The sequence below is a fragment of the Cytophaga hutchinsonii ATCC 33406 genome (assembly GCF_000014145.1).
Taxonomy (GTDB): domain Bacteria; phylum Bacteroidota; class Bacteroidia; order Cytophagales; family Cytophagaceae; genus Cytophaga; species Cytophaga hutchinsonii.
Genome location: NC_008255.1, coordinates 4119569 through 4146023 on the forward strand (window position 1 = coordinate 4119569; position 26455 = coordinate 4146023).

22 protein-coding genes are annotated in these 26455 nt (G+C 39.5%); 11 read left to right on the top strand and 11 right to left on the bottom strand.

Going from position 1 to position 26455, the window contains the following annotated elements; all coding sequences use genetic code 11:
* Window positions 1–47: 47 nt before the first annotated feature.
* The 3 genes from CHU_RS17325 to CHU_RS17335 form a co-directional block, all read right to left on the bottom strand.
* Window positions 48–2318, bottom strand: coding sequence for a SulP family inorganic anion transporter (locus tag CHU_RS17325; RefSeq protein WP_011586910.1), 2271 nt, complete (start codon window positions 2316–2318; stop codon window positions 48–50).
* A 64-nt stretch (window positions 2319–2382) separates the two neighbouring features.
* Window positions 2383–3777, bottom strand: a complete 1395-nt coding sequence (locus CHU_RS17330; RefSeq protein ID WP_143144131.1) for an ammonium transporter — start codon at window positions 3775–3777, stop codon at window positions 2383–2385.
* A gap of 176 nt (window positions 3778–3953) precedes the next feature.
* Window positions 3954–4274, bottom strand: a complete 321-nt coding sequence (locus tag CHU_RS17335; RefSeq protein ID WP_143144132.1) for a P-II family nitrogen regulator — start codon at window positions 4272–4274, stop codon at window positions 3954–3956.
* A 234-nt stretch (window positions 4275–4508) separates the two neighbouring features.
* Between CHU_RS17335 and CHU_RS17340 the strand changes: the two genes are divergently transcribed.
* The 9 genes from CHU_RS17340 (at window position 4509) to CHU_RS17380 (ending at window position 13258) form a co-directional block, all read left to right on the top strand.
* Complete coding sequence (locus tag CHU_RS17340) at window positions 4509–4856, top strand: hypothetical protein (RefSeq protein ID WP_011586913.1); 348 nt, start codon at window positions 4509–4511, stop codon at window positions 4854–4856.
* Window positions 4857–4952: 96 nt separating this feature from the next.
* Entirely contained in the window at window positions 4953–5477 is a 525-nt protein-coding gene (locus CHU_RS17345) for a TlpA family protein disulfide reductase (RefSeq protein WP_011586914.1), read from the top strand.
* Window positions 5478–5572: 95 nt separating this feature from the next.
* Complete coding sequence (locus CHU_RS17350) at window positions 5573–5950, top strand: hemin transporter (RefSeq protein ID WP_011586915.1); 378 nt, start codon at window positions 5573–5575, stop codon at window positions 5948–5950.
* 263 nt (window positions 5951–6213) lie between these two features.
* Complete coding sequence (locus CHU_RS17355) at window positions 6214–7185, top strand: aldo/keto reductase (protein WP_011586916.1); 972 nt, start codon at window positions 6214–6216, stop codon at window positions 7183–7185.
* A gap of 97 nt (window positions 7186–7282) precedes the next feature.
* Window positions 7283–9535 (top strand): glycoside hydrolase family 3 N-terminal domain-containing protein, encoded by a 2253-nt coding sequence (locus CHU_RS17360; RefSeq protein ID WP_011586917.1) that lies wholly within the window; start codon window positions 7283–7285, stop codon window positions 9533–9535.
* 19 nt (window positions 9536–9554) lie between these two features.
* Complete coding sequence (locus tag CHU_RS17365; RefSeq protein ID WP_041932820.1) at window positions 9555–10415, top strand: SMP-30/gluconolactonase/LRE family protein; 861 nt, start codon at window positions 9555–9557, stop codon at window positions 10413–10415.
* 177 nt (window positions 10416–10592) lie between these two features.
* Window positions 10593–11297, top strand: coding sequence for a MotA/TolQ/ExbB proton channel family protein (locus CHU_RS17370; protein WP_011586919.1), 705 nt, complete (start codon window positions 10593–10595; stop codon window positions 11295–11297).
* Entirely contained in the window at window positions 11294–11692 is a 399-nt protein-coding gene (locus tag CHU_RS17375; RefSeq protein ID WP_011586920.1) for an ExbD/TolR family protein, read from the top strand. The genes CHU_RS17370 and CHU_RS17375 overlap by 4 nt, the downstream gene beginning before the upstream one ends.
* A 123-nt stretch (window positions 11693–11815) precedes the next feature.
* Window positions 11816–13258: an amino acid permease gene (locus CHU_RS17380; protein ID WP_011586921.1), complete on the top strand. Its 1443-nt coding sequence runs from the start codon at window positions 11816–11818 to the stop codon at window positions 13256–13258.
* An 81-nt stretch (window positions 13259–13339) separates the two neighbouring features.
* Here CHU_RS17380 and CHU_RS17385 read toward each other — a convergent pair whose 3' ends face one another.
* Together CHU_RS17385 and CHU_RS17390 are read right to left on the bottom strand one after the other, a co-directional pair.
* The gene (locus CHU_RS17385) at window positions 13340–14038 is read right to left on the bottom strand and encodes an SIMPL domain-containing protein (protein WP_011586922.1); all 699 of its coding nucleotides are present in this window, start codon (window positions 14036–14038) and stop codon (window positions 13340–13342) included.
* Window positions 14039–14162: 124 nt separating this feature from the next.
* On the bottom strand, window positions 14163–14513 hold the full coding sequence (locus CHU_RS17390) for a DUF3127 domain-containing protein (RefSeq protein WP_011586923.1): 351 nt from the start codon (window positions 14511–14513) through the stop codon (window positions 14163–14165).
* 63 nt (window positions 14514–14576) lie between these two features.
* Here CHU_RS17390 and CHU_RS17395 point away from each other — a divergent pair, with 63 nt between their 5' ends.
* Both CHU_RS17395 and CHU_RS17400 read left to right on the top strand, forming a co-directional pair.
* Complete coding sequence (locus CHU_RS17395; protein ID WP_011586924.1) at window positions 14577–15377, top strand: metal-dependent hydrolase; 801 nt, start codon at window positions 14577–14579, stop codon at window positions 15375–15377.
* A gap of 40 nt (window positions 15378–15417) precedes the next feature.
* Window positions 15418–16062, top strand: a complete 645-nt coding sequence (locus CHU_RS17400) for a DUF4190 domain-containing protein (RefSeq protein ID WP_011586925.1) — start codon at window positions 15418–15420, stop codon at window positions 16060–16062.
* 44 nt (window positions 16063–16106) lie between these two features.
* Here the strand turns inward: CHU_RS17400 and CHU_RS17405 are convergent, their stop codons facing one another.
* From CHU_RS17405 to CHU_RS17430, 6 genes are all read right to left on the bottom strand, one after another.
* Window positions 16107–16418, bottom strand: a complete 312-nt coding sequence (locus CHU_RS17405) for a hypothetical protein (protein WP_041932479.1) — start codon at window positions 16416–16418, stop codon at window positions 16107–16109.
* A gap of 136 nt (window positions 16419–16554) precedes the next feature.
* Complete coding sequence (locus CHU_RS17410; protein WP_011586927.1) at window positions 16555–17430, bottom strand: T9SS type A sorting domain-containing protein; 876 nt, start codon at window positions 17428–17430, stop codon at window positions 16555–16557.
* A 134-nt stretch (window positions 17431–17564) separates the two neighbouring features.
* Window positions 17565–20573: a DEAD/DEAH box helicase gene (locus CHU_RS17415; RefSeq protein WP_011586928.1), complete on the bottom strand. Its 3009-nt coding sequence runs from the start codon at window positions 20571–20573 to the stop codon at window positions 17565–17567.
* Window positions 20574–20757: 184 nt separating this feature from the next.
* On the bottom strand, window positions 20758–22551 hold the full coding sequence (locus CHU_RS17420) for an acyl-CoA dehydrogenase family protein (protein WP_011586929.1): 1794 nt from the start codon (window positions 22549–22551) through the stop codon (window positions 20758–20760).
* A gap of 198 nt (window positions 22552–22749) precedes the next feature.
* A complete protein-coding gene (locus CHU_RS17425; RefSeq protein WP_011586930.1) occupies window positions 22750–23934 on the bottom strand; it encodes an acetyl-CoA C-acyltransferase in 1185 nt (394 codons plus the stop codon).
* Window positions 23935–24033: 99 nt separating this feature from the next.
* Window positions 24034–26439: a 3-hydroxyacyl-CoA dehydrogenase/enoyl-CoA hydratase family protein gene (locus CHU_RS17430; protein WP_011586931.1), complete on the bottom strand. Its 2406-nt coding sequence runs from the start codon at window positions 26437–26439 to the stop codon at window positions 24034–24036.
* Between the last annotated feature and the right edge of the window lie 16 nt (window positions 26440–26455).

A 26455-nucleotide genomic window follows, 5' to 3' on the forward strand; every position in this document is an offset into this window, starting at 1 on the left:
AAACTCCTTAATAAAAAAGGTGGCCCTGATAAAGGCCACCTTTTTTATTAAGGAGTTCTTATACTTAGATTTTTTTGCACATACAATTCGTATAGGAGCGCCTTTGTAAAATCAATCAGCATAGTTAAATTTTCAGGCTTAATACGTCGTGCTTTTTTGTATACGAAAATCATATTGTGTTTTGACTCCAAACGAAAGCCTTTGTTCTTCTCAAAGAACCGGATGAGTGATGCGGTAAAAAAATCACTGATCGCATTCTGGTTTGGTCCTTTTAACAAGTAGTAATAAGAGAAAACAGCATGTTGTGTAAAATCAATATCCTTGAAATCTGAATTGTCTTTAAAATCATCGGTGAAGCCATCCGGCTCTAAAATGAATTCAGGGATGTTCATACCGGGAATGGAAAACAATGCATTGGTCATATTAATGCTATGGCTTCTGCCGCCTGCATTGTGTGTCAGCATTAAATCAGACAATTCAAAGTTAATGGAATAGTAGTTACCGCTGAGCACGTTTCGCTGCAGTTTTATCTGAATATGTTTTGTTTCTAAAAAGCCTTCCAGCTTAGACAAATTAGAAACAATGCGGTGATCAAACGCATATCCGTTTTTAGCTGCAAAGAGCTGCATTTGTTCCTGCCGTTCTGTAAGCATGTCTGAATCGACAATGCGTCTGGATGCGAGCGGGTGATCGCTTAAATGTTTGTGATGGTCCAGGCCCGCCAACACAATTTGTCCGCCTTTTTTACGAATGTTTTCTTCGTAGTAATACAAGTGTTCCAGAAAAGTATGATCTACAACTTTTGCTTCTGAAAAATCGAATGTAACGTTGGAATATTCAGGCAACGTAAGGAGATATTTTTTTATTCCCATGTAGTTTGAAAAAACGGCAGCATCATAAATGTGCAGGGTGTAATTCTGTTCGGCATCCTGTTTCAGATCAGCCTTTGTGCCAAACAGACTTTTAAGCGGCACGCCAAAATACATGTGAATAATTAATTCCAGGATAATGCCTGCAAGAATGCCCCACAATAAATTTGTAAACAAACAGATGATCATGGTTGTAAGAAATACAATCAATTGCTCCGGGCCGATCTTATAGGCAGCGGACAATTGTTTCGGGGAAGCAAGTTTATAGGCAATATACATTAAGATACCTGCCAGCGCTGCCTGCGGAACCAGACGGATGAGCGGCCCTCCTACAACAACAATCAGCAATAAAAAACCTGCATGAAAGAAATTAGACCAGGCAGATTGTGCACCATAACTTACGTTTATCAAACTTCTTTTTGCATCCGAGATCATGGGTAAACCTCCTATAAGTGCAAGCAGAGAGTTGCCCATTCCAATTGCAAACAGATCTTTATTGAGGCGCGACTTGCGGCTTTTCGTATCAGCCATTTCAATGGCTTTTGAACTCAGCAGTGACTCAAGGCTGCCCGCCAAAGCAATCATAATAATATATTGCAGGGAAGTGAGGGAAATAAGTTGAGTAAAATCAGGAAACATGATCCCTTCAAACAAGTTGTTTGGCAGCGATACCAGGTATTCATTAACACCTGTTTCAGTATTTGTCAGTGCGCCGATATCAAACAATAAACCTAATGGAACAGCAACGATAATAACAACCAGCGGAGCCGGCACGTAAGCGGTCCAGGCACCCTTCAGAAAACCCATTCCGATCATAATCGCTAAACTTATGATGCCTATTATAGCAACCGGGATATGCATGTGCGCAACAGATTCAGGAATTTCTGTCAGTAAGCTCAGTGCTGTTTTACCATGCGGATGTGCACCGATCAGAACAGAAAACTGTTTAATGGCGATCATAATGCCAAAGCTTGCCATCATACCAAGCACGGCTGATGCTGGAAAAGAATCACCCAGCGCACCAAAACGCAGCAAGGCAAAGATCATCTGTACGATACCGGCAACGAAAAAACAGGCAAGTACATAAGGAAACGGATTTTGCCCGTTTTCACCAAAAGCATGCACAGCACCAAGAATAATGATACACAAGCCACTTGCCGGCCCTTTAATATCTACGTGTGTACCGGAAATGAAGGTAATGATGAGTCCGCCGATAAGTGCCGTATAAATACCTGAAACAGCCGGAAAGCCACTGGCGATAGCAATTCCCATGCATAACGGCAGCGCGATCAGAGATACAACAAATGCCGCTAATAAATCTTTTTGTAACGAGGTTTTAAGAACAGCACTTGTTGCTGATGGATTTAAAATGCCGGATAAGGTCCAGCCTTTTTTTGATTCTGATTCGAGCTCTTCTGACTCGAAGATTAACTCTTCCTGTGCAATCATAAAGGGTAATGCAATAAGAGGTTATACATAGCAAATGCGTAATACAGAGAAGTGATGGCGTATATTATTTAGACATGAAGTTTGGATAGGCTTCCATATAATGTTCGGAAGCATCGAGGCCATAGATCTCTTCTTCTTTTCCTACACGTAAGCCAATCGTGTATTTAATTGCCAGTAAAATCAGGAAGGAACTTCCAAAGGCAGCTACAGCGACTGATCCAATACCGATCAGTTGTGTTACAAATTGTGCAGCGCCAGCCTTTGCACCAAACAGGGCTACTGCAAGGGTTCCCCATATGCCGCATACCAAATGCACAGATAAAGCACCAACCGGGTCATCCAGTCGGATTTTTTCAAACGTGATAATTGCAAATACAACCAGGCAGCCACTGATCAAGCCAATAAGTGTGGCATCTATAATACCCATCTGGTCAGCGCCCGCTGTAATGCCCACCAGCCCGGCAAGAATTCCATTCAGTACCATAGAAAGGTCAAAGTGTTTATTGATAGCGAAAATGCTGAATGCTGCAGCAATAGCTCCGGAGGATCCGGAAATACAGGTCATTACCAATACACGGGAAACCATGCCCGGTTCAGCGGAAAGCACGGAGCCGCCATTAAAGCCAAACCAGCCCAGCCACAACAGGAAGGTGCCTATTACCGCGGATGTCATGCTATGACCCTGTATCGGATTAATGACCCCTTTATTAAACTTACCAAGCCTTGGTCCGAGCAATATTACTCCGGCGAGTGCTGCCCAGCCGCCAACCGAATGTACAAGCGTGGAACCTGCAAAATCGCTGAAACCAATGGTATTAAGCCAGCCGCCGCCCCATTTCCAGCTGCCGATAATCGGGTAAATAAATGCCGTGAAAAAGAAAGAGAAAACCATAAAGCTAAAAAGCTTGATCCGTTCTGCAACTGCACCGGACACAATGGTTGCAGCGGTTGCAGCAAACATTGCCTGAAATAAAAAATCGGTCCAGTAAGTCATCCCCGGATTATAGACAAACGTTTCACCACCTTCCGGCAACTCTACGCCCCAGCCTTTAAATCCAATAAAATCCATGGACACACCAAATTCAAAACCGGGATACATTAAATTAAAACCACACAAGGCATGAGTCATAATGCCGATGGCTGGCACAATCGAATTTTTAAATAAAACGTTTGTTGTATTTTTTGCCTGAGTCAGTCCCGACTCTAGTGTGGCAAAACCAAGGTGCATGATAAAGACAAAAGCAGTAGCAACCATCATCCATATATTGTTCGCTTTAAAAGATGAATTGGCCAGGGAATTTTGGGTAAGCTGTAATTCTGTCCGTGTTTTAAACATGAGGTCGTTTGTCGCATGAAGAGAATCGTTTAAGGCTGCCTGAGCATGATTCAGGCTGTCAACCAACATCTGCTGCTTGATAAGCATAACAGAGTCATACAGTTCGGGGGTTACGTTTGGCATACTAATTTTGAATTAAATAAATAAAAGAACAAAAGGGTATCGTTCACAGTCCGGGAAAGACTGCGGTATGCTCCGGGAATTTTCAAAAGAAATTCCAACGTATTTATACAATATGTTTATTCGTGCGGAATGGTGGGCATCCCGCTACTACTACTTCTGCAATGAGAGTATACAGATCAGATGCTGATCCGTACAGATGTTTTCACTTCTTTAACAAAGATTTTTCCATCTCCGGCCACACCTGTAGTGGCAGCTTTTTTTATACAATCAACCACCTCTGCGGCGTCAATCTCAGGTACTACTATATCTATTTTTCTTCGGGAAATAGAACTGGCATCGTAAATGGTTGTTCCTCTATAAGAACCTTTCTGTTCCTTGGTAAAGGTTACACCCTTTACATCATAAAAAGTAAAGAACTCTACACCGATTGCATGTAATGCATCGCGTACTTCATCAAATTTACCCGCACGTATAACGGCACTTATTTCAACCATCATAGAGTCGCTCCTTTCTGCAGATATAATTATATCTATATTTTAATAATAGAAAAACTTATTTGTCAAAGCAAAAAAATTTAAATGAATTAGCGTTTTTATGATTTTTTAACTATTTAATATTAAAAAAATTCAACTTTTGATACATAATTCTTAATTAGATTATTCTTTTATTTTTTATTTCGAAAAGAGTAAACGATATTTACAGCCCAGCCTAGAGGGAACGATACATTTCCAATGAGAAACATACGCCACCATGCATTTATAGTAACATGCAACGATAGAAAAGTAATCGACGCTATCCGTGTAAAAGCGCTGGAGCTATATAAACTGCATATGGAGGCATCCAATGGTTCACAGCTTGTTTCAGAAATAAAAGAAAGTATTGTGAATCACTACTGCTCATTTTTTATCATTCCGGATGGTAGTAAAGAAGGATATGACGCATCGGATGATAGCGATGTGATTCGTGAAAAACTGATTGAGTTTATCCAGCCGCTCGTTTCTTCAGAAGAATACCATTTAAGTTATGCTGAATTTTCATATGGTGCAGATAACGGTCAAACAACATTCAGGCATAGCTAATCTATAAACTATATCCATTTTTATATAACAATCGCAACAGGGATCTTTAGTAGGTTTGAAAAGGAGCTTTATGCTTCGGTTTAAATTCTTACCGCTATGAAACAATTAAAAAAAATCACTCTTTGCGTATTGCTGCTTTTTGCTGTAAGCATATTATTTATTGCATCGATAGAAAGGGAAACAATCAAAGTGGGCGAGAAGGCTCCCGCCTTTACAGTAGCAGCACTCAATGGGGTAGATAGCATTTCTTTAAGTGATTACAAAGGGAAAATTGTTATCGTACATCTTTGGAGTCCTACGTGTCCGCATTGCCGCGAAACCAACAAAGTTTTACCTGGAATTATTGGTCCGTATAGTAAGAAAGCAAACCTTGCTTATATTATGATAGCTATTGATATGGACACTCTCACTTTAAGGCCTGTAATTGAAGAAGACAAACTGAACTTTGCCATTCATGGATATGATCCGTTTGATGGGTCTGCTAAAACAATGATGGATTATGAAGCTCCCGGCACGCCCTGTATAAACATTGTAGATGAAAAAGGCAACCTGGTAGGAGTGAATGTTACAGACGATCAATTGAAAAAATACTTGAAAAAAAGGTTTTCAAGAAATTCATAAGCCTTAAAATAATCAAAGATGTTCTTTATGAGAACAATCATCTTAACAGAGGTGAACTTTTAGTATTTTTGTCCGGCATATCGGAGGAAAAGACTATGGAAAAGGAAGCACTTTATTATCGATTAGGAAAAGAAAATCTGGACCTGTTAGTTGATCGTTTTTATGACCTGGTTTTTGTAAATGATCAGATTGCGCATTTGTTTAAAAATGACAAGGAAGAAATAAAGGGTAAGCAACGCTTGTTTTTAACTCAATTTCTTGGTGGTCCGGCATTGTATTCTGAAAAATTCGGACATCCACAGATGCGCGCACGGCATATGCCGCATCCGATAACCGAAACAGATGCGATTGCATGGTTGCATTGTATGTCTCAGGCAATCGGCTCATTACCGGTTTCTGAAGCATTAAAAGATGAATTATTTGCCCGCTTTCCACCTACAGCGATGTTTATGGTAAATAAAGAAGAACAATAACCGGATGCATCCGGATGCAGCATTTAAAAAGTTAGACTTATTTATGGCACTTTAAGGCGAGCAGAATGTGTTTTGAAAATACTGAAGCAGGAAAAAGTTCCGGAGAAATTAGTATGCAGATAAACAAGCTATTATATTTTTTATTTTATTTGAATAAGTAATTTATCATAACTGAATACCCCCGATTTTCATTGTAGGATACAACTTTTTTAGAATTCTGATAAAATATCTTATCTTGTTATATTAATATAATTAACAAAATTATGCAGGTAAGAAGATTTGGAAGAACAAACTGGAACGTAAGTGAAATTGGATATGGGATGTGGGGCGCCAGCGGCTGGAAAGGCTCAGATGATTCACAATCAGAGCAATCATTGGATCTGGCAGTTTCCAAAGGCGTTAATTTTTTTGATACAGCCTGGGGATATGGAGAAGGACACAGCGAACAATTGCTGGGTAAACTTGTTAAGCGCCATCAAAGCAAAAAAATATATGTAGCTACCAAAATTCCACCAATGAATTTTAAATGGCCATCTAAAAAATCCTACACAATTGGCGAATGTTTTCCTGTTTCGCATATTAAAGAATACACGGAAACAAGCTTAAAAAACTTAGGCGTTGAAAAAATTGACCTGATGCAGTTTCATGTTTGGGAAGATGCGTGGGCTACTGATGAAAGTTGGCAGCGGGCCGTGGAAGATTTGCAGAAGGAAGGCAAAGTAGATGCATTTGGTATCAGCGTAAACAGATGGGAACCTGAAAATTGCCTGGAAACGTTAAAAACAGGCTTGATCGATTCTGTACAGGTGATCTACAATATATTTGATCAGGCACCGGAAGATGCGTTGCTGCCGTTGTGTAAAAAACTGGATATTGCTGTTATCGCGCGCGTTCCGTTTGATGAAGGAACGTTAACCGGTACCATTACTAAAGATACAACCTTTGAAGAAGGGGATTGGCGGGCAAGTTATTTTGTGCCGGAAAACCTGATCTCAAGTGCTGAACATGCAGACCGCCTGAGACCGATTTTGCCGTCCGGTATGACGATGGCTGAAATGGCGCTTCGCTTTATTCTGATGAACGATGATATTGCGACAACCATACCGGGCATGCGTAAAGAACGAAACGTGCTTGCAAACACAGGTGTCAGCGATGGAAAAAAATTAAGTCTGGATCTATACAACGAATTAAAAAAACACCGTTGGGATAGAGAACCGACTTCCTGGTCTCAATAACAACATCAACATCTTCATTATAACTTCTGAATCTGCACCTATTGTGCAGGCCGGCAGATTCAGAAGCAACACGTAGTAATTATTTTTAAACAACCCCATGAATAAAAAACAGCTCCTCTGGATACTATCTATAGGTACAATTGTTTGCGGTATTTCGTGTACAAAAACAGAAAAACCTGCAGCAGATGCCATTGAAAAAATAATCTCTGAAATGTCGCTGGAGGAAAAGGTCGGACAAATGACCAACCTTACCCTTGCAACCATTGCCAATGAAGTGGACAGCACAGTGGTTGTAGATACAGCAAAACTAAATGATGTGATTTTAAAACATCATGTCGGCTCTATTCAGAATGTACTTACACATGCGTATACATTAAATGAATGGCATTCGATCATTGAACCGATACAGAAATTAACGCTTGAAAAAACGCGCCATAAAATTCCCTTTTTATATTGCATTGATGCGGTACACGGCGCAAATTATGTATATGGCGCAACTATTTTTCCGCACAACATTGGCCTTGCGGCAACACGCAACCGCACGCTTGTAAAAGAAGCGGGCGCAATCACAGCCGTGCAGACAAGAGCTGCAGGGATCCGTTATAATTTTGCGCCAGTGCTGGATGTCGGTCGCAATCAGTTATGGTCACGCTTTGGCGAAACATTCGGGGAAGACACCTACATCGCAACTGAAATGGGGCTTGCATCCATTCGTGGTTTTGAAGGCGGAGATGTTTCAAGTCCCTTGCATGTAGCAGCCTGTATGAAACATTTTATCGGCTATTCGGTTCCGCAAAATGGCAAAGACCGCGCCCCGGCATATATTCCTGAAATTATATTGAGAGAACATTTTCTGCCTTCATTCAAAGCAGCGGTAAATGAGGGCACACATACGTTAATGGTAAACTCCGGTGAAATTAATGGCACACCGGTACACGCCAGCAAATATTTATTAACCGATGTATTGCGCACAGAGCTTGGATTTAAAGGAGTAGTAATAACAGACTGGCTGGATATTTTAAAATTAAAAGAAAGACATCAGGTAGCAGAAACGCATAAAGATGCCGTATATCTGGCTGTAACCGCTGGGATTGACATGTGTATCGTGCCATTTGACTTCAGCTTTACAGATGATCTGATTGCTTTGGTAAAAGAAGGAAGGATTTCAGAAGAGCGCATAAATGAATCGGTAAGAAGAATCTTACAATTGAAAAAAGACCTTGGCTTATTTGAACATCCATATCTGGAAGAGCAAGCTGTGAAAGCCTTTTCAGATCAGGCATACAGCAACACCGCGCTGCAGCTGGCAAGAGAATCTGTAACCCTTTTGAAAAATGAAAACGGGATATTGCCATTAACGGACAAACAGAAAATTTTAGTTACCGGCCCGTTCGCAAACACACTTTCAGAACTACACGGAGCCTGGTCGTACTCGTGGCAGGGGAACATAGAACGCTTATACCCGGACACACTGAATACCATTGCGGAAGTATTTAAAAAAGAAACACCAGCAACAAGTATATTCGATCTTTCTGCATGGACGAAATCAAACGGATGGAATAAAGGTGCGCTTATAAAAGCTGCACGTGCTGCTGATGTACTTGTAGTTTGTGCAGGTGAAGCGGCGTATGCAGAAACACCCGGCAACATACCTGACTTAGCGTTTGACTCTGTTCAGGTTGAAGTGATAAAAGAACTTTCAAAAACCGGCAAACCAATTGTACTTGTTTTACTGGAAGGTCGTCCGCGGATTATCCGCGAGATAGAACCCTATTGCAATGCGGTTGTACTGGCTTACTGGCCCGGCGCACAGGGCGCGCAGGCCATATATGACGTATTATATGGCCGTTACAACCCAAGCGGAAAACTACCATTTACCTATCCGCGCTACAGCGGCACGTTACTTACATACGATCATAAATTACTTGATGAAGCGGTAGAAATTGTTGAACCCTATCAATATTTTTACGAATTTAATCCTCAATATGCGTTCGGTTATGGTTTATCGTATACAACCTTTAGTTACAGTGCACTTAAAATTAGCTCCGACACATTGGTTGCCAACGACAGCTTAACGGTTTCCATCACTGTAACAAACACAGGCAAACTGGATGGGCAGGAAGTGGTTGAACTCTATTCAAGAGATTTGGTTGCTTCCATAACACCAAGTGTAAAAAGGCTTAGAAGGTTTGAGAAAATTGCATTGCACGCAGGCGAATCTAAAACGGTTGATTTCGTTTTAACAAAAGCAGATCTTGCATTTGTAGGCCAGGATTTAAAGACAGTTACAGAACAAGGCGCATTTGAAATCAGCATTCAAAAACAAAAAACAACTATTTATTATAAATAAAACAAGTACAAGTATTATTATGAAAAAGTATCTAAGTGTATTGTCTATAGTATTGATATTCGGCTGTACGCAGACACAACAACAGAAAAAAAATGTAGATGTTACAGCAACATTAAAATGGCAGACTGATACGGTTTTAAAAGTTCCCGAATCAGTTATTTATAATCCGGAAGATAAATTTATTTATGTATCAAACATCAACGGGAAAGCAGACAGCACTGACGGGAACGGATTTATTTCCCGATTAAATCTGGATGGAAAAATTTCAGAATTAGAATGGGTAAAAGGTCTGGATGCACCCAAAGGAATGGGTATTTACAAAGGCAAACTATATGTAACGGATATCCATAAGCTGGTAATTATTGATATCGCAACAGCATCAATCGAAAAATCCATTGTGATTGATAGCGCGGAGTTTTTGAACGACGTAACAATAGATGCAAAAGGAGATGTATATTTTACAGATTCAGGTGCGAAAAGAATTCATTTATATAAAGATGGCACAGTTACATTATGGACAAAAGATCCATTATTGATTATGCCGAATGGCATTCTTGCCCTTGAAAATTCTCTGCGTATTATTGATATGGGCACGGGATTATTTTATGATGCAGACTATTCAACAAAAAAACTAACGGGTGTTGCAGATACCATACCGGGTGGAGATGGTGTAATGCAAATTTCAAAAAACGAATACATTATATCCTGCTGGCCGGGCGAAGTATATTATGTAAATGAAGCAGCCGTTAAGAAAATATTAGATACAAAAGCGGCGAAACTAAATGCTGCAGATGCCTGGTATATTGACGGTGAAAATTTATTGGTTGTACCGACATTTTACGGGAATTCTGTTATGGCATATACAATTACAAAGGAATAATTCCGTTGTATAAACCAATATCCAAAAGAAACGTTCTGTTATATAATCGATTGATTTATATGGCAGAACGTTCTTTTTTAAAGAACCGTATATATGCCACCGGGATATAAAAAGGGTTTAAATTACTGTTTTATAGTTATACCTGTTATATTTATATGATTTAATCAACAAGATACTATGTTACAATCCATCTTATTACAAATTCAAACAGTTGCAGTATCAGATTCAACAGGAGTAGCTTCAGGAGCACCTGCTGCTGAATCACTTTCATTATTATCTATCCTGATGAAAGGTGGATACCTGATGATCCCGATCCTGATTTTGTCTGTAGCCGCACTTGCTATTTTTATCGAACGTTTTTTATACATTAAAAATGCCGGTAAAACAGATGAGCATATGCTGGAAACGATAAAAGATAAAATCAAAGAAGGGAAACTGGATGATGCTAAAAGTATTTGTGCACGCTCTACAGGTGTTACAGCCAGAGTATTTGAAAAGGCATTAAATCGTTTGGGTTCACCGGTACGTGATATTGAAAGTATTATGGAAAGCGTTTCAAACATTGAAGTGAACCGCATGGAAAAAAACCTTGGCTTGCTTGCCGCAATAGCCGCTATTGCGCCAATGTTTGGTTTCCTTGGAACAGTTGTAGGTATGATTAAATCATTTTATAACATTTCAATCGCTAACGACATCAGTATCGGGATCATTGCGGGTGGTATTTATGAAAAAATGATCACATCGGCATCAGGTCTCGTAGTTGGTGTAATTGCCTATATGATGTATACGTATTTGAATCACAGAATAGACAGCGTTATAGCAAAACTTGAAGATAACAGCGTTGACTTTCTGGACACACTCTATAAGCCTTCACGTTCATGAAAATAAAAAGAAGAAAAAGAGGCCATGCCGCTATGGAGGCATCTTCTTTGGCAGATATATTATTCTTCCTGATGTTATTCTTCCTGATGGTTTCAACATTAGCCAGCCAGAATGCATTAGGCATTTTGCTTCCTGAATCAAGAACAGGAAAAACAATGCATCAGGAACTATTGAATGTTTCGATCAATGCAAAAAGAGAATATTATATAGACGGCAAACAGATTTCTTTTAGCGAATACGAACAAATACTAAAGCAAAAGAGCATGACATCTACAAACATTACGATTGCATTGCGCATCGACCAGAGTGTTCCGGTAGAAGAACTCATCAATGCAGTAGACGTGATCAATTTATACAAACTCCGCTCGGTGATTGCCACTGCTAAAAAAGAATAACTGCTGAGCTAACTAAAAAAGCCCACAAAAAAGCCCCCGATTTAAATCGCGGGCTTTTTTGTGGGCTTTTTTAGTTTCGCATAAAATCTTGTACTTTAGGTTTTTTAAAACGAAAAACGAAATATGTTCTCATCCCTTTTTAAAACGAAAAGCATTCAATCCATTCTTAAAGAAGAAAAAGGAGAGCTCAAAAAAACCCTTACCGCAACAAGCCTTGTATTACTAGGAATCGGTGCAATTATCGGTGCCGGAATTTTTTCCCTTACAGGTATCGCCGCAGCTGAAAATGCTGGTCCGGCTGTAACCATTTCCTTTGTTGTTGCCGGATTAGGCTGTGCGTTTGCCGGATTATGTTATGCGGAATTTGCTTCTATGTTACCGATTGCCGGAAGCGCATACACCTATTCATACGCTACTCTTGGCGAATTTATCGCCTGGATCATAGGCTGGGATCTGGTTCTTGAATATGCCGTAGGCGCAGCTACCGTTGCCATAAGCTGGTCACGTTACTTAATTAAGCTGCTTGAAAAACTTGGTGTAGATCACATTCCTTATCAATGGATGATGTCACCGTTTGAAACACATAGGGTAAACGGAACAGAATTGCATGGCATCGTTAACATTCCCGCAATTTTTATCACGTGCCTGATGTCATTAGTCCTGATCCGGGGAATGAAAGAATCTGCAAAATTGAACAATGTTATTGTAGCATTAAAAATAACCGTTGTAATTGCATTCATTATTTTAGGCTGGAGCTACATGGACCCAATCAACCATGCTGATTATGTACCGGACAATACAGGTGTTTTTGAGCACTTTGGCTGGACAGGCGTAATGACCGGCGCTGCAGTTGTATTTTTCTCTTTTATTGGTTTTGATGCCGTTTCCACCGCTGCACAGGAAGCTAAAAATCCACAGCGCGATATGCCTATCGGCATACTGGGCTCCCTGGTTATCTGCACGATCTTATATGTATTGTTTTCCTATGTAATGACTGGCCTTGAAAATTATCAGAACTTTAAAGGTGAAGCAGCACCGGTTGCCTTAGCGATCGCGGCTACGCCATATGCCTTTTTCCAGGAACTGATTATCATAGCAATTCTTGCAGGTTACACATCTGTGATCATGGTATTATTAATGGGTCAGTCCCGTGTGTTCTTTAGCATGTCTAAAGATGGTCTTGTACCGGCAATCTTTTCAGAAGTACATCCGAAATACCAGACACCATGGAAATCAAATATTCTGTTTGCCATATTGGTGAGTTTGTTTGCAGGCCTGGTGCCTGTTTCAGTAGTAGGAGAGATGACAAGCATTGGCACCTTGTTCGCTTTTGTACTGGTATGTATAGGTGTATTGGTGCTGCGCAAAAAGCAGCCGGATGCACCAAGAGCGTTCCGTACACCATGGGTACCGTTTGTGCCAATCATGGGTATTGTTGTGTGCCTGTACCTGATGTACGCGCTTCCAATAGACACCTGGATCCGTTTGATTGTATGGATGGCAATTGGTATCGCTATTTACTTTTTATACAGCAGACACCATAGTAAGATCCGTAACAGTAATTAATATGTCCTGAATAAACAAAGAAGTCCCGCCACCGATTACTACCGGGGGCGGGACTTCTTTGTTATATATATCCTTGTTAAATTATTGAATGGCAAACGTTGCATTCACCTGAAACTGTAATTTGATTTTCTGAAAACCTATATCTGAATCCGCGTAGCTTTCTTGGTAGCTCATGGAGTTGCGAACATTCACCTGGTTCGAATAAACAGGTTGATTATAGGAGATATTATCGTATTCACTTATTTCAACAGCACCACCGATTTTCTCATCGATCGCTTCAAGCAGATATGTTGCTTTTGCTTTAGCCGCTTTGATGGCTTCGATTTTTAATTGTTTTTTGTATTCTGTAATTTTAGAATGCGAATAATTCCGGATTTCAACCGAGTAGATGGATTCTGCATTTACTTTATCCAGTATTTCGTCCATCTTTCCAGGGGTTGATACTTTAATGATATAGCTTTTAGAATTGTACAATTCAGCACCATCTTTCTTTTTTCTGCTCCAGCTTAAGCCATTCACCTGCTCAACCATAAAGTCTTCTTTTGTAATGCCGGCAGCAGTTACAGCCTGGTTTAATTCTTTTTCAAGCTTTTCAATCACAACTTTATTTTTGTCTTTTAAATACTCTTTAATCACCACCCTGAAATAAATTTCGTCGGGAACGACTTCCATTTCGGCAGTACCGGTTACGGAAATTCTCTTTTGAACAGGACCCGGTACCTGCGCAAACGCTGCGCCGATTGTACAGATAAAAACGATTGAAGTAATTAGATGCTTCATAGAATGAGAGGTTAGTAGTTATATAAATACTGGAATTCAATAATGATACCAAATCTAAAAATGAACGAACAAAAAAGGTTCAGCAGTATATGTGCTGAACCTTTTATAAAGAATTGGTTTTGTATTAGAATGGCAAATCGCCATCGTCTGCTTTTTCCATAAAATCGTCGGATGGAGGAGGGAAGTTCGGCGGGCCGTCATTTCCGGCACTGCCTTGTTTAGCAACTTTCCATGCTCTCAACTCTGTATACCAACGCTGATTGTATTCTCTGCTTTCAACATCAAAAGACACTTCAACAGCGTCTCCCGATTTAACATTGAACTGATCTATTTTATCACCCCAAACAGAGAAACATACTTTTTTAGGGTATTGCCCTGTTGTTTCAAGAATATACTCCTGTTTTTTCCAGGTGCCATTTTTACCTTGTCCGCTTTGTTCCGGAAGCAAGGCAATTATTTTTCCGCTAATTTCCATTATAATAATTCTATTTTAATACTTAAATATACATAATTTACGTCCCTCAATAAAGCATACCCAATGGATATTCTTATTCACACCTTATCAGGAACAGCTACAGCGGCTTTAATAAGCACTTTTACAAAAGCGAAAACAAAAACCAAACTTTCGCTGATTCTCCTGGGCGGGTTTGCAGGTGCATTGCCGGATATAGATGCCATAAGTTTATGGTCCGGATTTGATTCCACAATCGGTAAATGGCTGCATTTAAAACATACAGGAATGGAAATTTATTTTGGAAAATTCTGGTATTCACACCATGGTTTTTTTCATTCCTTACTGGCAGCTGCATTGCTGGCGGCTGTTTTTATTTGTCTGCGGAAATTATTTTTTAAAGAAGAAAGCTGGAAAAAATATATTAGCATGCCACAAACAAAATGGATCCTGCTTTTATTTTTCTGCTCATATGTGTCTCACTTAATAGGTGATCTGCCCACACCTGCTGCTGCATGGGGAGGGGTGCGGCTGTTTTTCCCATTCGAGGTCTATATCGGCGGCTTCGGAACAACGTGGTGGTGGAACAATTACGATGTGTTTTTAAGCCTTTTAACAGCCACAATACTACTCGTTATACTGACGTTGATAGAAGGAAACATTTTCCAAAAGGATTATGTACGGATGAGTGTTTTAATATATGTATGCTGCGTTTCTTTCTGCACGTATTTTGTTACACACAGATCTATAAGTTATGCGTATGAAGGAAATACACTCAGATATGCGTTTTATGAACGCACATCCAAAATGGACCAATACTCAAGACTACGAAAACCCTTATTCAAGATTATGACTACGTTCGACAACAAATTACCGGTCTATTTTTAATATCTTTAGTAAGAAATCAGTCAGCCGATTTAAACAAAATATGAAATACCTATATATAATCCTTGTTTCGTTCGCTTTCAATGTATACGGCATTGAAACAGCTGCAGCAGAAAATAAAGATGATCTGTCAGAAACAAAGACAGCACCTTTTGTTTTAGATGTTCCTGATTCAATTCCATGTGCAGCCAGCCAAACGGGTTTAGTGGTGGATGAGTTTCAAGCGGTTGAGGATACAATCTTACCGCCGTGTGATATTATTTTTTTCAAATCCGGCAAACTGGAATATTGTAAAATAATAGAAACAAGCCCTACAACGATATCCTATAAAATGTGTGATTATGTAGACGGCCCAACAATTATTGTAAACAAATCAACGGTTCAAAAAATACGGTATGCAAACGGAAGGGAAGAAATTATTATAGCGGAGAAAACGGCTCCGATAAATGCGTACGTTAAACCTCCCAAGGATAAACTGGCAACACTGTCGTTGATTTTTGGACTATCCTCAATAGGTATAGCGCTTTTGGTTGGTATTGTATTTATTCCGCTTGTTCTTGCAGGAATTATATTAGGCATTATAAGTCTTGCTAAAATTGCAAGAAGAAGAGGGGAATTACGAGGCAAAGGTGCTGCAATAACAGGGATTTTACTTTGCGCACTTGTACTTCTGTTACTGGCACTTTAACCAATTAAGATAAAAAAGGTGTTCAAGTGAACACCTTTTTTATCTTAATTGGTTATTTCAGCAACTTCATAAATTTCAATCAGCTCGCCTTTTTTTGTAAAGTAAGCATCATAAATTTTTCCGTCATTGATAAAATTCACAAAGTATTTTGATTGATGTATATCGCTTTTACTTACACTGAATTGAGAGATATGTGCATACCCTTTTTCTTCAAGCACTTTATGAAATTCGGATGTGTGATTATTCTTACGCTCCTGAGTATACAAGCTGTTTGCCTGTGAAGCAAAAACACCAAACAGCATACTTACTGCTACTATAGCTGAAGTTGCTTTTTTTATAAATCTGTTCGTTTTCATATTCTTTTGTGTTTTTATTTGATACAAATGAACAAAAGAAAGTTGTAGAAAATCGGTAGGAATACTGAAGGAAATTTGATTTAAAAAAATAAAAAATGCCTGTTAACGCAGCGCGTTAACAGGCAAACAAAAGCATTTATTCAATAATTATTTTCCTTGAAAACGGAGTGGTATTAATTGTTCCGGTTAAGATATAGATACCAGTTTTCAACTGAGCAACATCAAAATTACTGGATGTATTCTCAAAAGAAGCAACGGTTCTTCCTGTGTAGTCTAATATCGTAACGGCATGAATATCTCTTGACGTTGACAATACCTTATTAGAAGTAGAAACTGTAAAATAATCAGGACTTGACTTGTCGGTTACATCAGTAGCTGTATAATTGAACACAATATTGTCCCACGTTAACGTATCAAGCGCTGTTTTAGGATTACCATCTCCTGAAAAATCACTTTTGATAAAAATGTTTGTTGGTACATCTGTGCTGGTATAAGTAAAATCCAGATCCACTTTTTTATATGTACTCTGTACAGTTGAAAAATCAAACGTAGCGACACCAATCATAGTAGGGTCACCCAAAAGGTTACCGGAATATAACATAAATTCAATAGACATAGGTTGGTTGTCATCTGTTGCATACTTATAGTAAAACGATACAGATGTAGGACGACCAGTAAAAGCAACACCATCAAAGTTTTCATCAAGGTTCCAGAAAGGAAGCGCATTTACACTTGACCCTCCTCCCTGCGAAGCGAATGCTACATCAAAATGCTGCAGTGCATATGTACCGGATTGTGCATTGGTTGTGCGTCTGTTTACAAATTGACAGGATTCTGTACCGCCATTTACTGAAACGCAAGCGGCCCCATCACTCCAATCGTTTGCAGCATAATAATTATATGCGGGCTTATATAATGTCCAGTTTTCAAAATCAGCATTCGGCACTTGAGTCTGAGCAAATGCAGATGACGAAATGATTGTTAATCCAAGAAGCTGTAAAATTTTTTTCATAGAAATAAAATAATAAGTTTAATATTATGGTAAAATACTAAAATGATGCACAATAAAAAAATTATTATTTTGTATAGCATACTTATTACAGTATTTTTTCATGAATAGTTGGAGTGTGGTTAGGGTTAGAAGTTTTAATCGTCAACAGATAGTGGATCATAGCCATCAAACAATGTCTTTTGATAACTGCCGCCTTTGATTTTATTCATTAATTCCCGTATAAATTCATAATGTTTAACATACTGATTGGGTATAACAATTCTTTCTATGTTTTTAGACATCAGTAATTGCATCTTAATCGTATCGGAGTCAATTCTTTTTTTATTTTTATAATGTTCAACGCCATTAATTTCAAATACCACTTTGGGAATCCTGCCTTCAAAAATTACTCCATCAAATTCTTTTTTATTTACACCAGGATTGTTTATTTCTTCCGGAAAAACAGTAATAACTTTTACATTTCTTTCAAAACTGGCGCGCTGAATGGTGCAATAATGGCTCATTGTTTTATAAAATTCATCTTCAAATTTGGAATCATTCGAAAATCCAATGGTAAACTTATTTGCTGTACTTTCCTGGATTTGTGTAGTGCCATTTTTTTGCACATAATCAATCAGTGCATACAAGTCGTCATTTTTCCTTGACAACATATCAATTGCTTTTTTATCGACTACCACAACCAGATTTTCCTGTGCCCGTGTAACACCGACATTAATTAACTGGCTGTTATTTTTTATCCAGTCGTATGTGCTGGACGTTGTATTTCTTGATAGAGAAGTGGATATGATGATGGTTTTATTCTCTTGTCCTTGTATTTTGTGAATCGTACCGCAACTTACAGAAGAATCAATTTCTTCATTGGCCTTCGCCTGTTCCAAACAATGATTCAAAACTTTCTCTTGGTTACGGAATGGTGTGATGATGAAAACATCCGTTAATTTATTGTCGGCGATGTATTTTACTATTTCATTTGCTTCATCAATAGTTGCATTTCTGTCCTGTTGGTTTACATTGTTTACATCTATCAGCTTCAGCGCACCATTCGTTTTAATCTTTGAAAGGTTTAATCTGTTCTCATAAAACCGCATGTTTGAATAATTAATAATTTTCCTTCCACAACGATAATGATAGCTCAGTAAAATATCTCTCGAAATGTTATCAATCCTTTTATATGCGGAGAGAATAGAATTATTGTAGTAATCGTATATCTTCTCTATTCCAAACTGGTTCATCAAATATTGATTTCTGCTTTCTTCAAAAACAACAATTGGTTTTAGCTGGTTTGTGTCGCCAATCAAAACCATGTTTTTGCATTTTGAAATTGGAATCAGACTGGTGGATATATCGCACTGTCCGGCTTCATCCATTACCAGTAAATCAAATTTGTATGTACGTCCCAGCTTTCGACTTGATATATTGGTAGTAAGGATTATGGGAAACACTTTTGTAAGTTTCTCCATGTTGTCCTCGTCTGCAAGCCACTTATTAAATTCTTTTACCTGTTTTTCAGATTCTTCAATATCCAGAATTTCTATCAACGAAATATAATCCTTGGTTTTCAGCCGTTTTGCGTACTTTAATGATTCGAAGTAAAAAAATTGCAACAGCTGTGGATTGTCTTTTATCACTTCATATAAATTGTCGAGATCATCATTGTTGGTCTCTGCTATCTGTTTTAGTTTTCCTTCAATGGTTTGCCTTTCTTTTTCAAGTAAGTGATTCCCATCTTTTGATAACAGACTGTCAACAAAAAATAAGTTTTGTGACAGTTCAATTCTGGTTTCATAATTTTTAATTTTCTCAAGCAATTCTCTGTTTTTCTCTTTCGACTTTTCTTTAAGATTAAACAATAGCTCTTCCTTCGGCACATCTCTTGTTTCAAAAGCATAGCGTTCTTTAATTACACGAAGTGCCTGTACTATACATTCGTTGTTTCCGAGCCTGAGTATAGGAAACAGAATTTCTTTGTTTCTGTATTTCCCTAAGTATAATTTATCTTTGATTCCATCAATGGGTACATTGTTATTTGATGAAATCAATACTGTTTTTCCATTGGTAATGCAATTCACAATAATATTTAATATTGTTTGTGTTTTGCCAGTTCCGGGCGGACCTTGTACATACGTAACGGGGTATTTTAACGCATTGTAAATGGTTTGAATCTGATCAATATTAATATTGCGGTCATACAATGCAATGTGAGGTTCTTTTCGGTTTTGTCTGTCGAGCAAGGATAAGTTTTGAAAGAATGCCCGCAATGGAGCCTCCATTTTTTTATGTTCATATTCCAGATGAATATGGTCATAAATGCCGGATATATCTATCTGCGCATATCCCAAAACCACTACTTCAGGCCTTGTATTTGGCAATTCGCCGGTTACGAAATTGGCCCGCAATAATTCAACAGCCTGGGATTTATCCTTGATGTATATCGATTCAAAATCTTCAGCACTCAGATCGGTGTAGTATGACAAAGAATGCTTTTTATCCTGTATATAAAAATTTGAATTGAAGTGGACTTTACTGCCTAAATATAATATCTTCTGTACCGGATCAAAGGTGAGGTTTCTGTATGCAATTACAAATTTACCCTTCGACCTTACGTCAATTGAAAATTCACTTAAGGCGAGATCGTAATCATAATACTTTTTGTAATCGTTATGATAGAGATCTTTTATAATCTGTTTTTGCTGTTCCTCTGTTAACTGATATGGATTCTTCTTTGCTAATTCCGTTAAGTCTATCCCCTGAATTAAAATTGCTTTGTACAAAAACGGATCTTTATTGGCTTTATAACATTCCAGGAAGTAGTTCAATATATTATTGTCGTATCGATCAAATTCATATACCTGTAAACGTTCATCTTCATTTAACTTTTTATTCAGTTTTTCCGGAACATCATAGTGTGAGAATTTCAGTATTTCAGCAGTCTGAATACGTGAAATATATATTTTGCCATCTCTTATGGGGACTTCTTTTGTGACATTAAAAATGTTTACCAATAATTCATCTTTTTCATTTATGTCGAATATGCTTATCCAAAAAGGTGTAATCTCTCCATTCTTATTTTTGTAAGTAATGCTCAGGTATTTTCCTTCACGTATGGCTTTACCAATAAGTACGGTGATCTTTTTGTCAATCATTTCGTAATCTTCTTATTTAATAAGAATTTGCACATTCAAAAATCAGCTGGTGATCCAATATGCGTAGTTTTATTTATAAAAACAAAAACCCGTCGGACCACAACGAGCAGTCTGACGGGTTTGTATGAAATAGTTATCAGGAGGTTGTGTCTCCGCCGCGGCAGGACGCAACCACGGCAAACTCTTAGAAACAATACTGATTCGCCTCAATCAATTGAGCAGCGATTCTTCTTCTAGCATCTTTCGTATTTAACGGCGCTACTTTTGTAAAACGCTTCAAGCCCATCAACATCATACGTTGCATGTCGCCATCTGACATAGAGTTGATCGCGTTTTTACCTGCAATGTTAATGCGGTCTGCAGCATCAAATATATTCACTTTCGTCATATCGATCTGACCTTTCACTGCATCTTCGCCTTTAATAGAAATTAATTTTTCTGTACGAAGTAAGGTAGATTCAGCAACATAAATGTCGATTGCAATATCGGCAAGGTTCATTAAGATCTCCTGCTCTGTGGCAAGCTTATCCATGTACTTTTGAGCAGCAGCACCTGCAAGCATTAATAATGCTTTCTTCATGTTTTTGATCGCTTTCTTTTCATCTGCAAACAGACCTTCGTCTTCTGCACCAAAATCAGGGATCGCCATCAACTCTTTCTGCACCGCCATGGCAGGGCCCATTAGATCCAGTTCGCCTTTCATTGCTTTCTTCAGGAACATATCCATCGTAAGCATACGGTTGATCTCATTCGTCCCTTCGAAAATACGGTTGATACGGGAATCTCTGTACGAACGGTCCATCGGATAATCGGCAGAGAAACCATAACCACCTAAGATCTGAACGCCTTCATCACTTACATAATCCAATGTTTCAGAACCTGCAACTTTTAACATGGCACATTCGATGGCATATTCCTGCGCAGCAGCTAATAAGGCTTCTTCGTAAGTCTTACCTTGTTTCACCAATTCTTCTTCTGCATCCTGAATGCCTTGTCCGGCACGGTACATGGCAGACTGAACGGTATAGATCTTAATTGCCTGTTCTGCTAATTTATATTGAATGGCACCGAAGTTTGCGATCGGTTGTTTGAATTGAATACGTTCTTTTGCGTATTGGATTGAAAGTGTGCTTACACGTGTTGAACCACCTAAGGCGGCAGCGGCCAATTTAATACGTCCGATATTTAAAATGTTGAATGCAATCAAGTGTCCTTTACCAATTTCTCCTAACACATTTTCTTTCGGTACTTTGCAGTCGTTAAAGAAAACCTGACGGGTAGAAGAACCTTTGATACCCATTTTGTGCTCTTCGTTACCAAGTGTAACGCCTTCACCTTTCTCAACGATAAAACCTGTGAACTTATCGCCATCAATCTGAGCAAAGACAATAAACGTGTCTGCAAAACCAGCGTTTGTGATCCACATTTTTTGTCCGTTCAAAATATAATGGCTGCCATCTGCAGAAAGTACTGCTTTTGTTTTAGCAGCCAACGCATCCGAACCTGAACCTGGCTCTGTCAGGCAATAACTTGCTTTCCACTCACCACTGGCAAGCTTCGGTAAATATTTTTTCTTTTGTTCTTCTGTACCAAAATATAGAATCGGTAAGGTACCGATACCTGTATGCGCTGCAAGTGCAACAGCAAACGAGTGACCTGCACCAACAATCTCTGTTAGTAACAAAGATGTGTTAAAGTCCTTTCCGAAACCTTCGTATTGTTCGGGAATAGACGTAGCAAGCAAACCGAGTTCGCCTGCTTTTTCAAGCAATTTTTCCATCAAGCCTGGTTCCTGCGCATCAATACGATCAAGAATCGGGTGTACTTCAGTAGCTAAAAAATCTCTGGCCATATCAGCCATCATTTTCTGTTCTTCGTCAAACTGTTCCGGGATGAAGATACTGGATGCTTCCTGTTCGCGAATGATGTACTCGCCTCCTTTAAAGCGCTTGTCTGTTGATGTTGATGAAGTGGACATATGGATACTGTGTTTTTTAATGTTAATAATATTCTTGTTTTGATAAGTACGGAGTACAGAGTACTAAGTAATTGATAATTTTAATCTGATTTCTTTTATTACACTAATCCGAACTTCAGAATTAAGTGCTAAGCTTTGCAAATTTCTTTTTTGTACTCCGTTTCGCCGCGGCGGACTGTACTTAGTACTCTATACGTTCTAAAGCATCTCAAAGATACCTGCTGCACCCTGGCCCGACCCTACACACATGGTAACCATGCCGTATTTCTGGTTGGTACGTTTCAGCTCATTGAAGATCTGTACAGACAACTTCGCGCCGGTGCAACCCAGCGGATGACCCAATGCAATAGCACCACCGTTTACGTTGATCTTGGATTCGTCTAGCCCCAGCGTGCGAATCACAGCCAATGATTGCGCTGCAAATGCTTCGTTCAATTCGATCAGATTGATATCGTCCTGTTTTAAGTCTGCAAGCTTTAATGCCTTCGGAATGGCTTCCACCGGACCAATACCCATGATGCGTGGTTCGACACCAGCAACAGCGTAGGATACCAAACGGGCGATTGGTTTCAGATTTAACTCTTTTACCATTTTCTCAGACATCAACAATACAAACGCTGCACCATCGGATGTTTGCGAAGAGTTACCGGCTGTTACCGAACCGCCGTTCGCAAATACCGGACGAAGTTTCGCTAAGGCAGCGATGCTTGTATCTGCACGCGGACCTTCATCCACCAATACTTGATATTCTTTTATTTTCTTTTTTTCTTTTTCATCCAGATACGTTTCTTTGATCGTGATCGGAACAATACCATCCTGCAAGTGGCCGTTTTTAATAGCCGCTACAGCTTTCTGATGCGAGTTGTACGAAAACAAATCCTGATCTTCTCTGGATACATTGTATTGTGCAGCTACAGCTTCAGCGGTTAAGCCCATACCCCAATAGTAATCAGCATGTGATTTAGTCAGTTCATAATTCGGAACCGTTTTCCAGCCGCCGAATGGGATCGGACTCATGGTTTCCACACCGCCTGCAATGATACAATCGGCGTAGCCCGCACGAATTTTTGCATCCGCAATCGCGATGGTTTCCAACCCGGATGAGCAATAACGGTTCACCGTCATGCCCGGAACTTTTACCGTATTCAATCCCATTAAGGAGATCATTCTACCAATGTTCAATCCTTGTTCCGCTTCGGGAGTAGCATTACCAACGATCACATCATCAATGCGGTCTTTATCCAATGCAGGAACCGAAGCTACAAGATGCTTAACAACATCTGCACCCAGATCATCTGCACGATAAAAACGGAACAGTCCGCGAGGTGCTTTACCTACGGCACTTCTATAAGCTGCTACTATATATACTTCTTGCGATTTCATAGTTTTACTGTTTTCTATCCATGGTCTGTGGCACACAGAACATTATTTTATTCGGTAGCCGGTCTGTGTGCCACAGACCGAGGTGACGGCACCTAGCAACTAGTTACGAAGTGGTCGTCCGCTCGTCAAAATACTTTGTATCCTCTCCAACGTCTTCTTTTCACCGGTAAGTGACAAAAACGCTTCACGTTCGAGATCCAGTAAGTATTGCTCCGATACCAATGTAGGTGCAGATAAGTCGCCGCCGCACATGATGTACGCCAGCTTCTCAGAGATCTTACGATCGTGCTCTGACATATATTTACCGGATACCATGGAGTTTGCACCTGCATAGAACATGCCTAATGCCGACTGACCAAGAACTTTAATATCCTTGCGTTGTTTTGGTTGCGTATATCCTGCTTCTGCCAAACTGATCGCTGCTGCTTTTGCATCCGCAATCAAACGACTTCTGTTTAATGTAATTCCATCGCTCTTACGAAGGATGCCCATGCTTCTTGCTTCTTCCGCAGAGGTTGCAACTTTAGCCGTTGCAATGTGCATGTACATATTCTTCAGATTGTTTACCTGGATATCACCATCTTCGAATGAATCACTTACACGTAGCGTAAATTCTTTTGTACCGCCACCGGCAGGAATCAAACCTACACCAAACTCTACCAAACCAATATAGGTTTCAGCAAATGCTTGAACGTGATCGGCATGTAACGTCATTTCACAACCACCGCCAAGTGTTAGATTGTGTGGTGCTACAACAACCGGTATCGACGAGTAACGCGCACGCATCATGGTATTCTGGAATGCACGGATCATGAAATCAATTTCATCGTATTCCTGTTCGATCGCGTACATCAATACCAGCGCAAGGTTTGCACCGGCAGAGAAGTTTGCACCATCGTTACCGATTACTATTCCCTGGAAATCTTTTTCTGCGATACCAATCGAACGGTTGATCGCATCTACCACTTCGCCGCCCAGCGTATTCATTTTTGTATGGAACTCAAGATTTACAATTCCATCGCCAATATCGTGTAAGGTTGCGCCAGCATTTTTAAACACCGGTTTGTTTGCACGAAGTGTATCTAAAATAATAAATGATTCTGTACCCGGAATTACTTTGTACGACTTGCTCGGAATATCATAGTACAAACGCTTTCCGTTTTCTGATTTGTAGAAACTTGTGTTGCCTGCTTCAAGCATTTCGTATACCCACTGCGCAGGCTTACGACCATCTTCTTCCATCAACTTCACAGCCTTCGCTACGCCAACAGCATCCCATGTTTCAAACGGACCAAGTTCCCAGCCGAAACCGGTGCGCATGGCATCATCAATGCGATACAATTCATCGGAGATTTCAGGAATACGGTTTGAAACGTATTTGAAAAGACCTAAGAATGTTCTTCTGTAAAATTGTCCTGCCTTGTCTGCTGATTTTATTAAAACAGAAAAACGTGGTTTCAGATCTTCAATTGCTTTCGTTTGTTCAAGAGCAGCAAACTTTACTTTTTGCTGCTGACCGTATAACAACGAATTCAGGTTCAACGAAAGAATCTCCGTTTGGCCGGCATCGTTTTTAGTTTTCTTATAAAAACCTTGCTGTGATTTATCACCATACCATTTGTTCTCATCAATTTTTTTCAGAATTTCAGGAAGAACAAACATGTCCTTTGCTTCATCGTTCGGTGCACCGGCAAGCAAACCATTTGCAACTTTGATCACCGTGTCGATCCCTACCACATCAAGCGTACGGAAGGTTGCTGACTTTGGTCGACCAATAACCGGACCGGTTAATTTATCAACTTCTTCAACCGACAAACCAAGATCAATAATGGTATGCAACGCTTCCATAATTCCGTAGATACCGATGCGGTTTGCAATGAAACCGGGAGTATCTTTACACAGTACGGTAGTTTTTCCTAAATACAGATCACCATACAGCATTAAGAAATCAATAACTTCCGGACTTGTTTTCGGTCCGGGAATGATCTCCAATAAACGCATGTAGCGTGGCGGGTTGAAAAAGTGTACACCACAGAAATGTTTTTGAAAATCTTCGCTGCGTGCTTCAGACATCAGGTGCATCGGGATCCCCGACGTGTTTGATGTGATCAGGGTGCCCGGTGTACGGAACGATTCAACCTGCTCGTAGACTTTCTTTTTAATATCTATATTTTCAACAACCGCTTCAACGATCCAATCGAACGAAGCGATGTCTTTCATGTTGTCATCAAAATTTCCTGTTGTGATGCGGGATGCAAAGGCAGCATCATACAAAGGAGCAGGATTTGATTTAAGTGAAGCCATCAGCGCATCATTTACAATGCGGTTACGAACAGCTTTACTTTCAAGCGTCAGGCCTTTTGCTTTTTCAGCATCATTAGGCTCTTTCGGAACAATGTCCAGAAGCAACACTTCCAAACCAATGTTTGCAAAATGACAAGCAATTCGAGACCCCATTACGCCGGAACCCAATACTGCAACTTTGCGAATTTTTCGATGGCTCATTTTAAAATGAAGGTTA

What these genes read in the sequence shown, in the direction of transcription:
- CHU_RS17400 (WP_011586925.1), top strand. Translation starts at nt 15,418, where the DNA reads ATGAAATACCTATATATAATCCTTGTTTCGTTCGCTTTCAATGTATAC.
- CHU_RS17430 (WP_011586931.1), bottom strand. Translation starts at nt 26,439, where the DNA reads ATGAGCCATCGAAAAATTCGCAAAGTTGCAGTATTGGGTTCCGGCGTA.
- CHU_RS17375 (WP_011586920.1), top strand. Translation starts at nt 11,294, where the DNA reads ATGAAAATAAAAAGAAGAAAAAGAGGCCATGCCGCTATGGAGGCATCT.
- CHU_RS17395 (WP_011586924.1), top strand. Translation starts at nt 14,577, where the DNA reads ATGGATATTCTTATTCACACCTTATCAGGAACAGCTACAGCGGCTTTA.
- CHU_RS17335 (WP_143144132.1), bottom strand. Translation starts at nt 4,274, where the DNA reads ATGATGGTTGAAATAAGTGCCGTTATACGTGCGGGTAAATTTGATGAA.
- CHU_RS17325 (WP_011586910.1), bottom strand. Translation starts at nt 2,318, where the DNA reads ATGATTGCACAGGAAGAGTTAATCTTCGAGTCAGAAGAGCTCGAATCA.
- CHU_RS17345 (WP_011586914.1), top strand. Translation starts at nt 4,953, where the DNA reads ATGAAACAATTAAAAAAAATCACTCTTTGCGTATTGCTGCTTTTTGCT.
- CHU_RS17340 (WP_011586913.1), top strand. Translation starts at nt 4,509, where the DNA reads ATGAGAAACATACGCCACCATGCATTTATAGTAACATGCAACGATAGA.
- CHU_RS17410 (WP_011586927.1), bottom strand. Translation starts at nt 17,430, where the DNA reads ATGAAAAAAATTTTACAGCTTCTTGGATTAACAATCATTTCGTCATCT.
- CHU_RS17330 (WP_143144131.1), bottom strand. Translation starts at nt 3,777, where the DNA reads ATGCCAAACGTAACCCCCGAACTGTATGACTCTGTTATGCTTATCAAG.
- CHU_RS17360 (WP_011586917.1), top strand. Translation starts at nt 7,283, where the DNA reads ATGAATAAAAAACAGCTCCTCTGGATACTATCTATAGGTACAATTGTT.
- CHU_RS17420 (WP_011586929.1), bottom strand. Translation starts at nt 22,551, where the DNA reads ATGTCCACTTCATCAACATCAACAGACAAGCGCTTTAAAGGAGGCGAG.
- CHU_RS17385 (WP_011586922.1), bottom strand. Translation starts at nt 14,038, where the DNA reads ATGAAGCATCTAATTACTTCAATCGTTTTTATCTGTACAATCGGCGCA.
- CHU_RS17370 (WP_011586919.1), top strand. Translation starts at nt 10,593, where the DNA reads ATGTTACAATCCATCTTATTACAAATTCAAACAGTTGCAGTATCAGAT.
- CHU_RS17380 (WP_011586921.1), top strand. Translation starts at nt 11,816, where the DNA reads ATGTTCTCATCCCTTTTTAAAACGAAAAGCATTCAATCCATTCTTAAA.
- CHU_RS17425 (WP_011586930.1), bottom strand. Translation starts at nt 23,934, where the DNA reads ATGAAATCGCAAGAAGTATATATAGTAGCAGCTTATAGAAGTGCCGTA.
- CHU_RS17390 (WP_011586923.1), bottom strand. Translation starts at nt 14,513, where the DNA reads ATGGAAATTAGCGGAAAAATAATTGCCTTGCTTCCGGAACAAAGCGGA.
- CHU_RS17365 (WP_041932820.1), top strand. Translation starts at nt 9,555, where the DNA reads ATGAAAAAGTATCTAAGTGTATTGTCTATAGTATTGATATTCGGCTGT.
- CHU_RS17355 (WP_011586916.1), top strand. Translation starts at nt 6,214, where the DNA reads ATGCAGGTAAGAAGATTTGGAAGAACAAACTGGAACGTAAGTGAAATT.
- CHU_RS17415 (WP_011586928.1), bottom strand. Translation starts at nt 20,573, where the DNA reads ATGATTGACAAAAAGATCACCGTACTTATTGGTAAAGCCATACGTGAA.
- CHU_RS17350 (WP_011586915.1), top strand. Translation starts at nt 5,573, where the DNA reads ATGGAAAAGGAAGCACTTTATTATCGATTAGGAAAAGAAAATCTGGAC.
- CHU_RS17405 (WP_041932479.1), bottom strand. Translation starts at nt 16,418, where the DNA reads ATGAAAACGAACAGATTTATAAAAAAAGCAACTTCAGCTATAGTAGCA.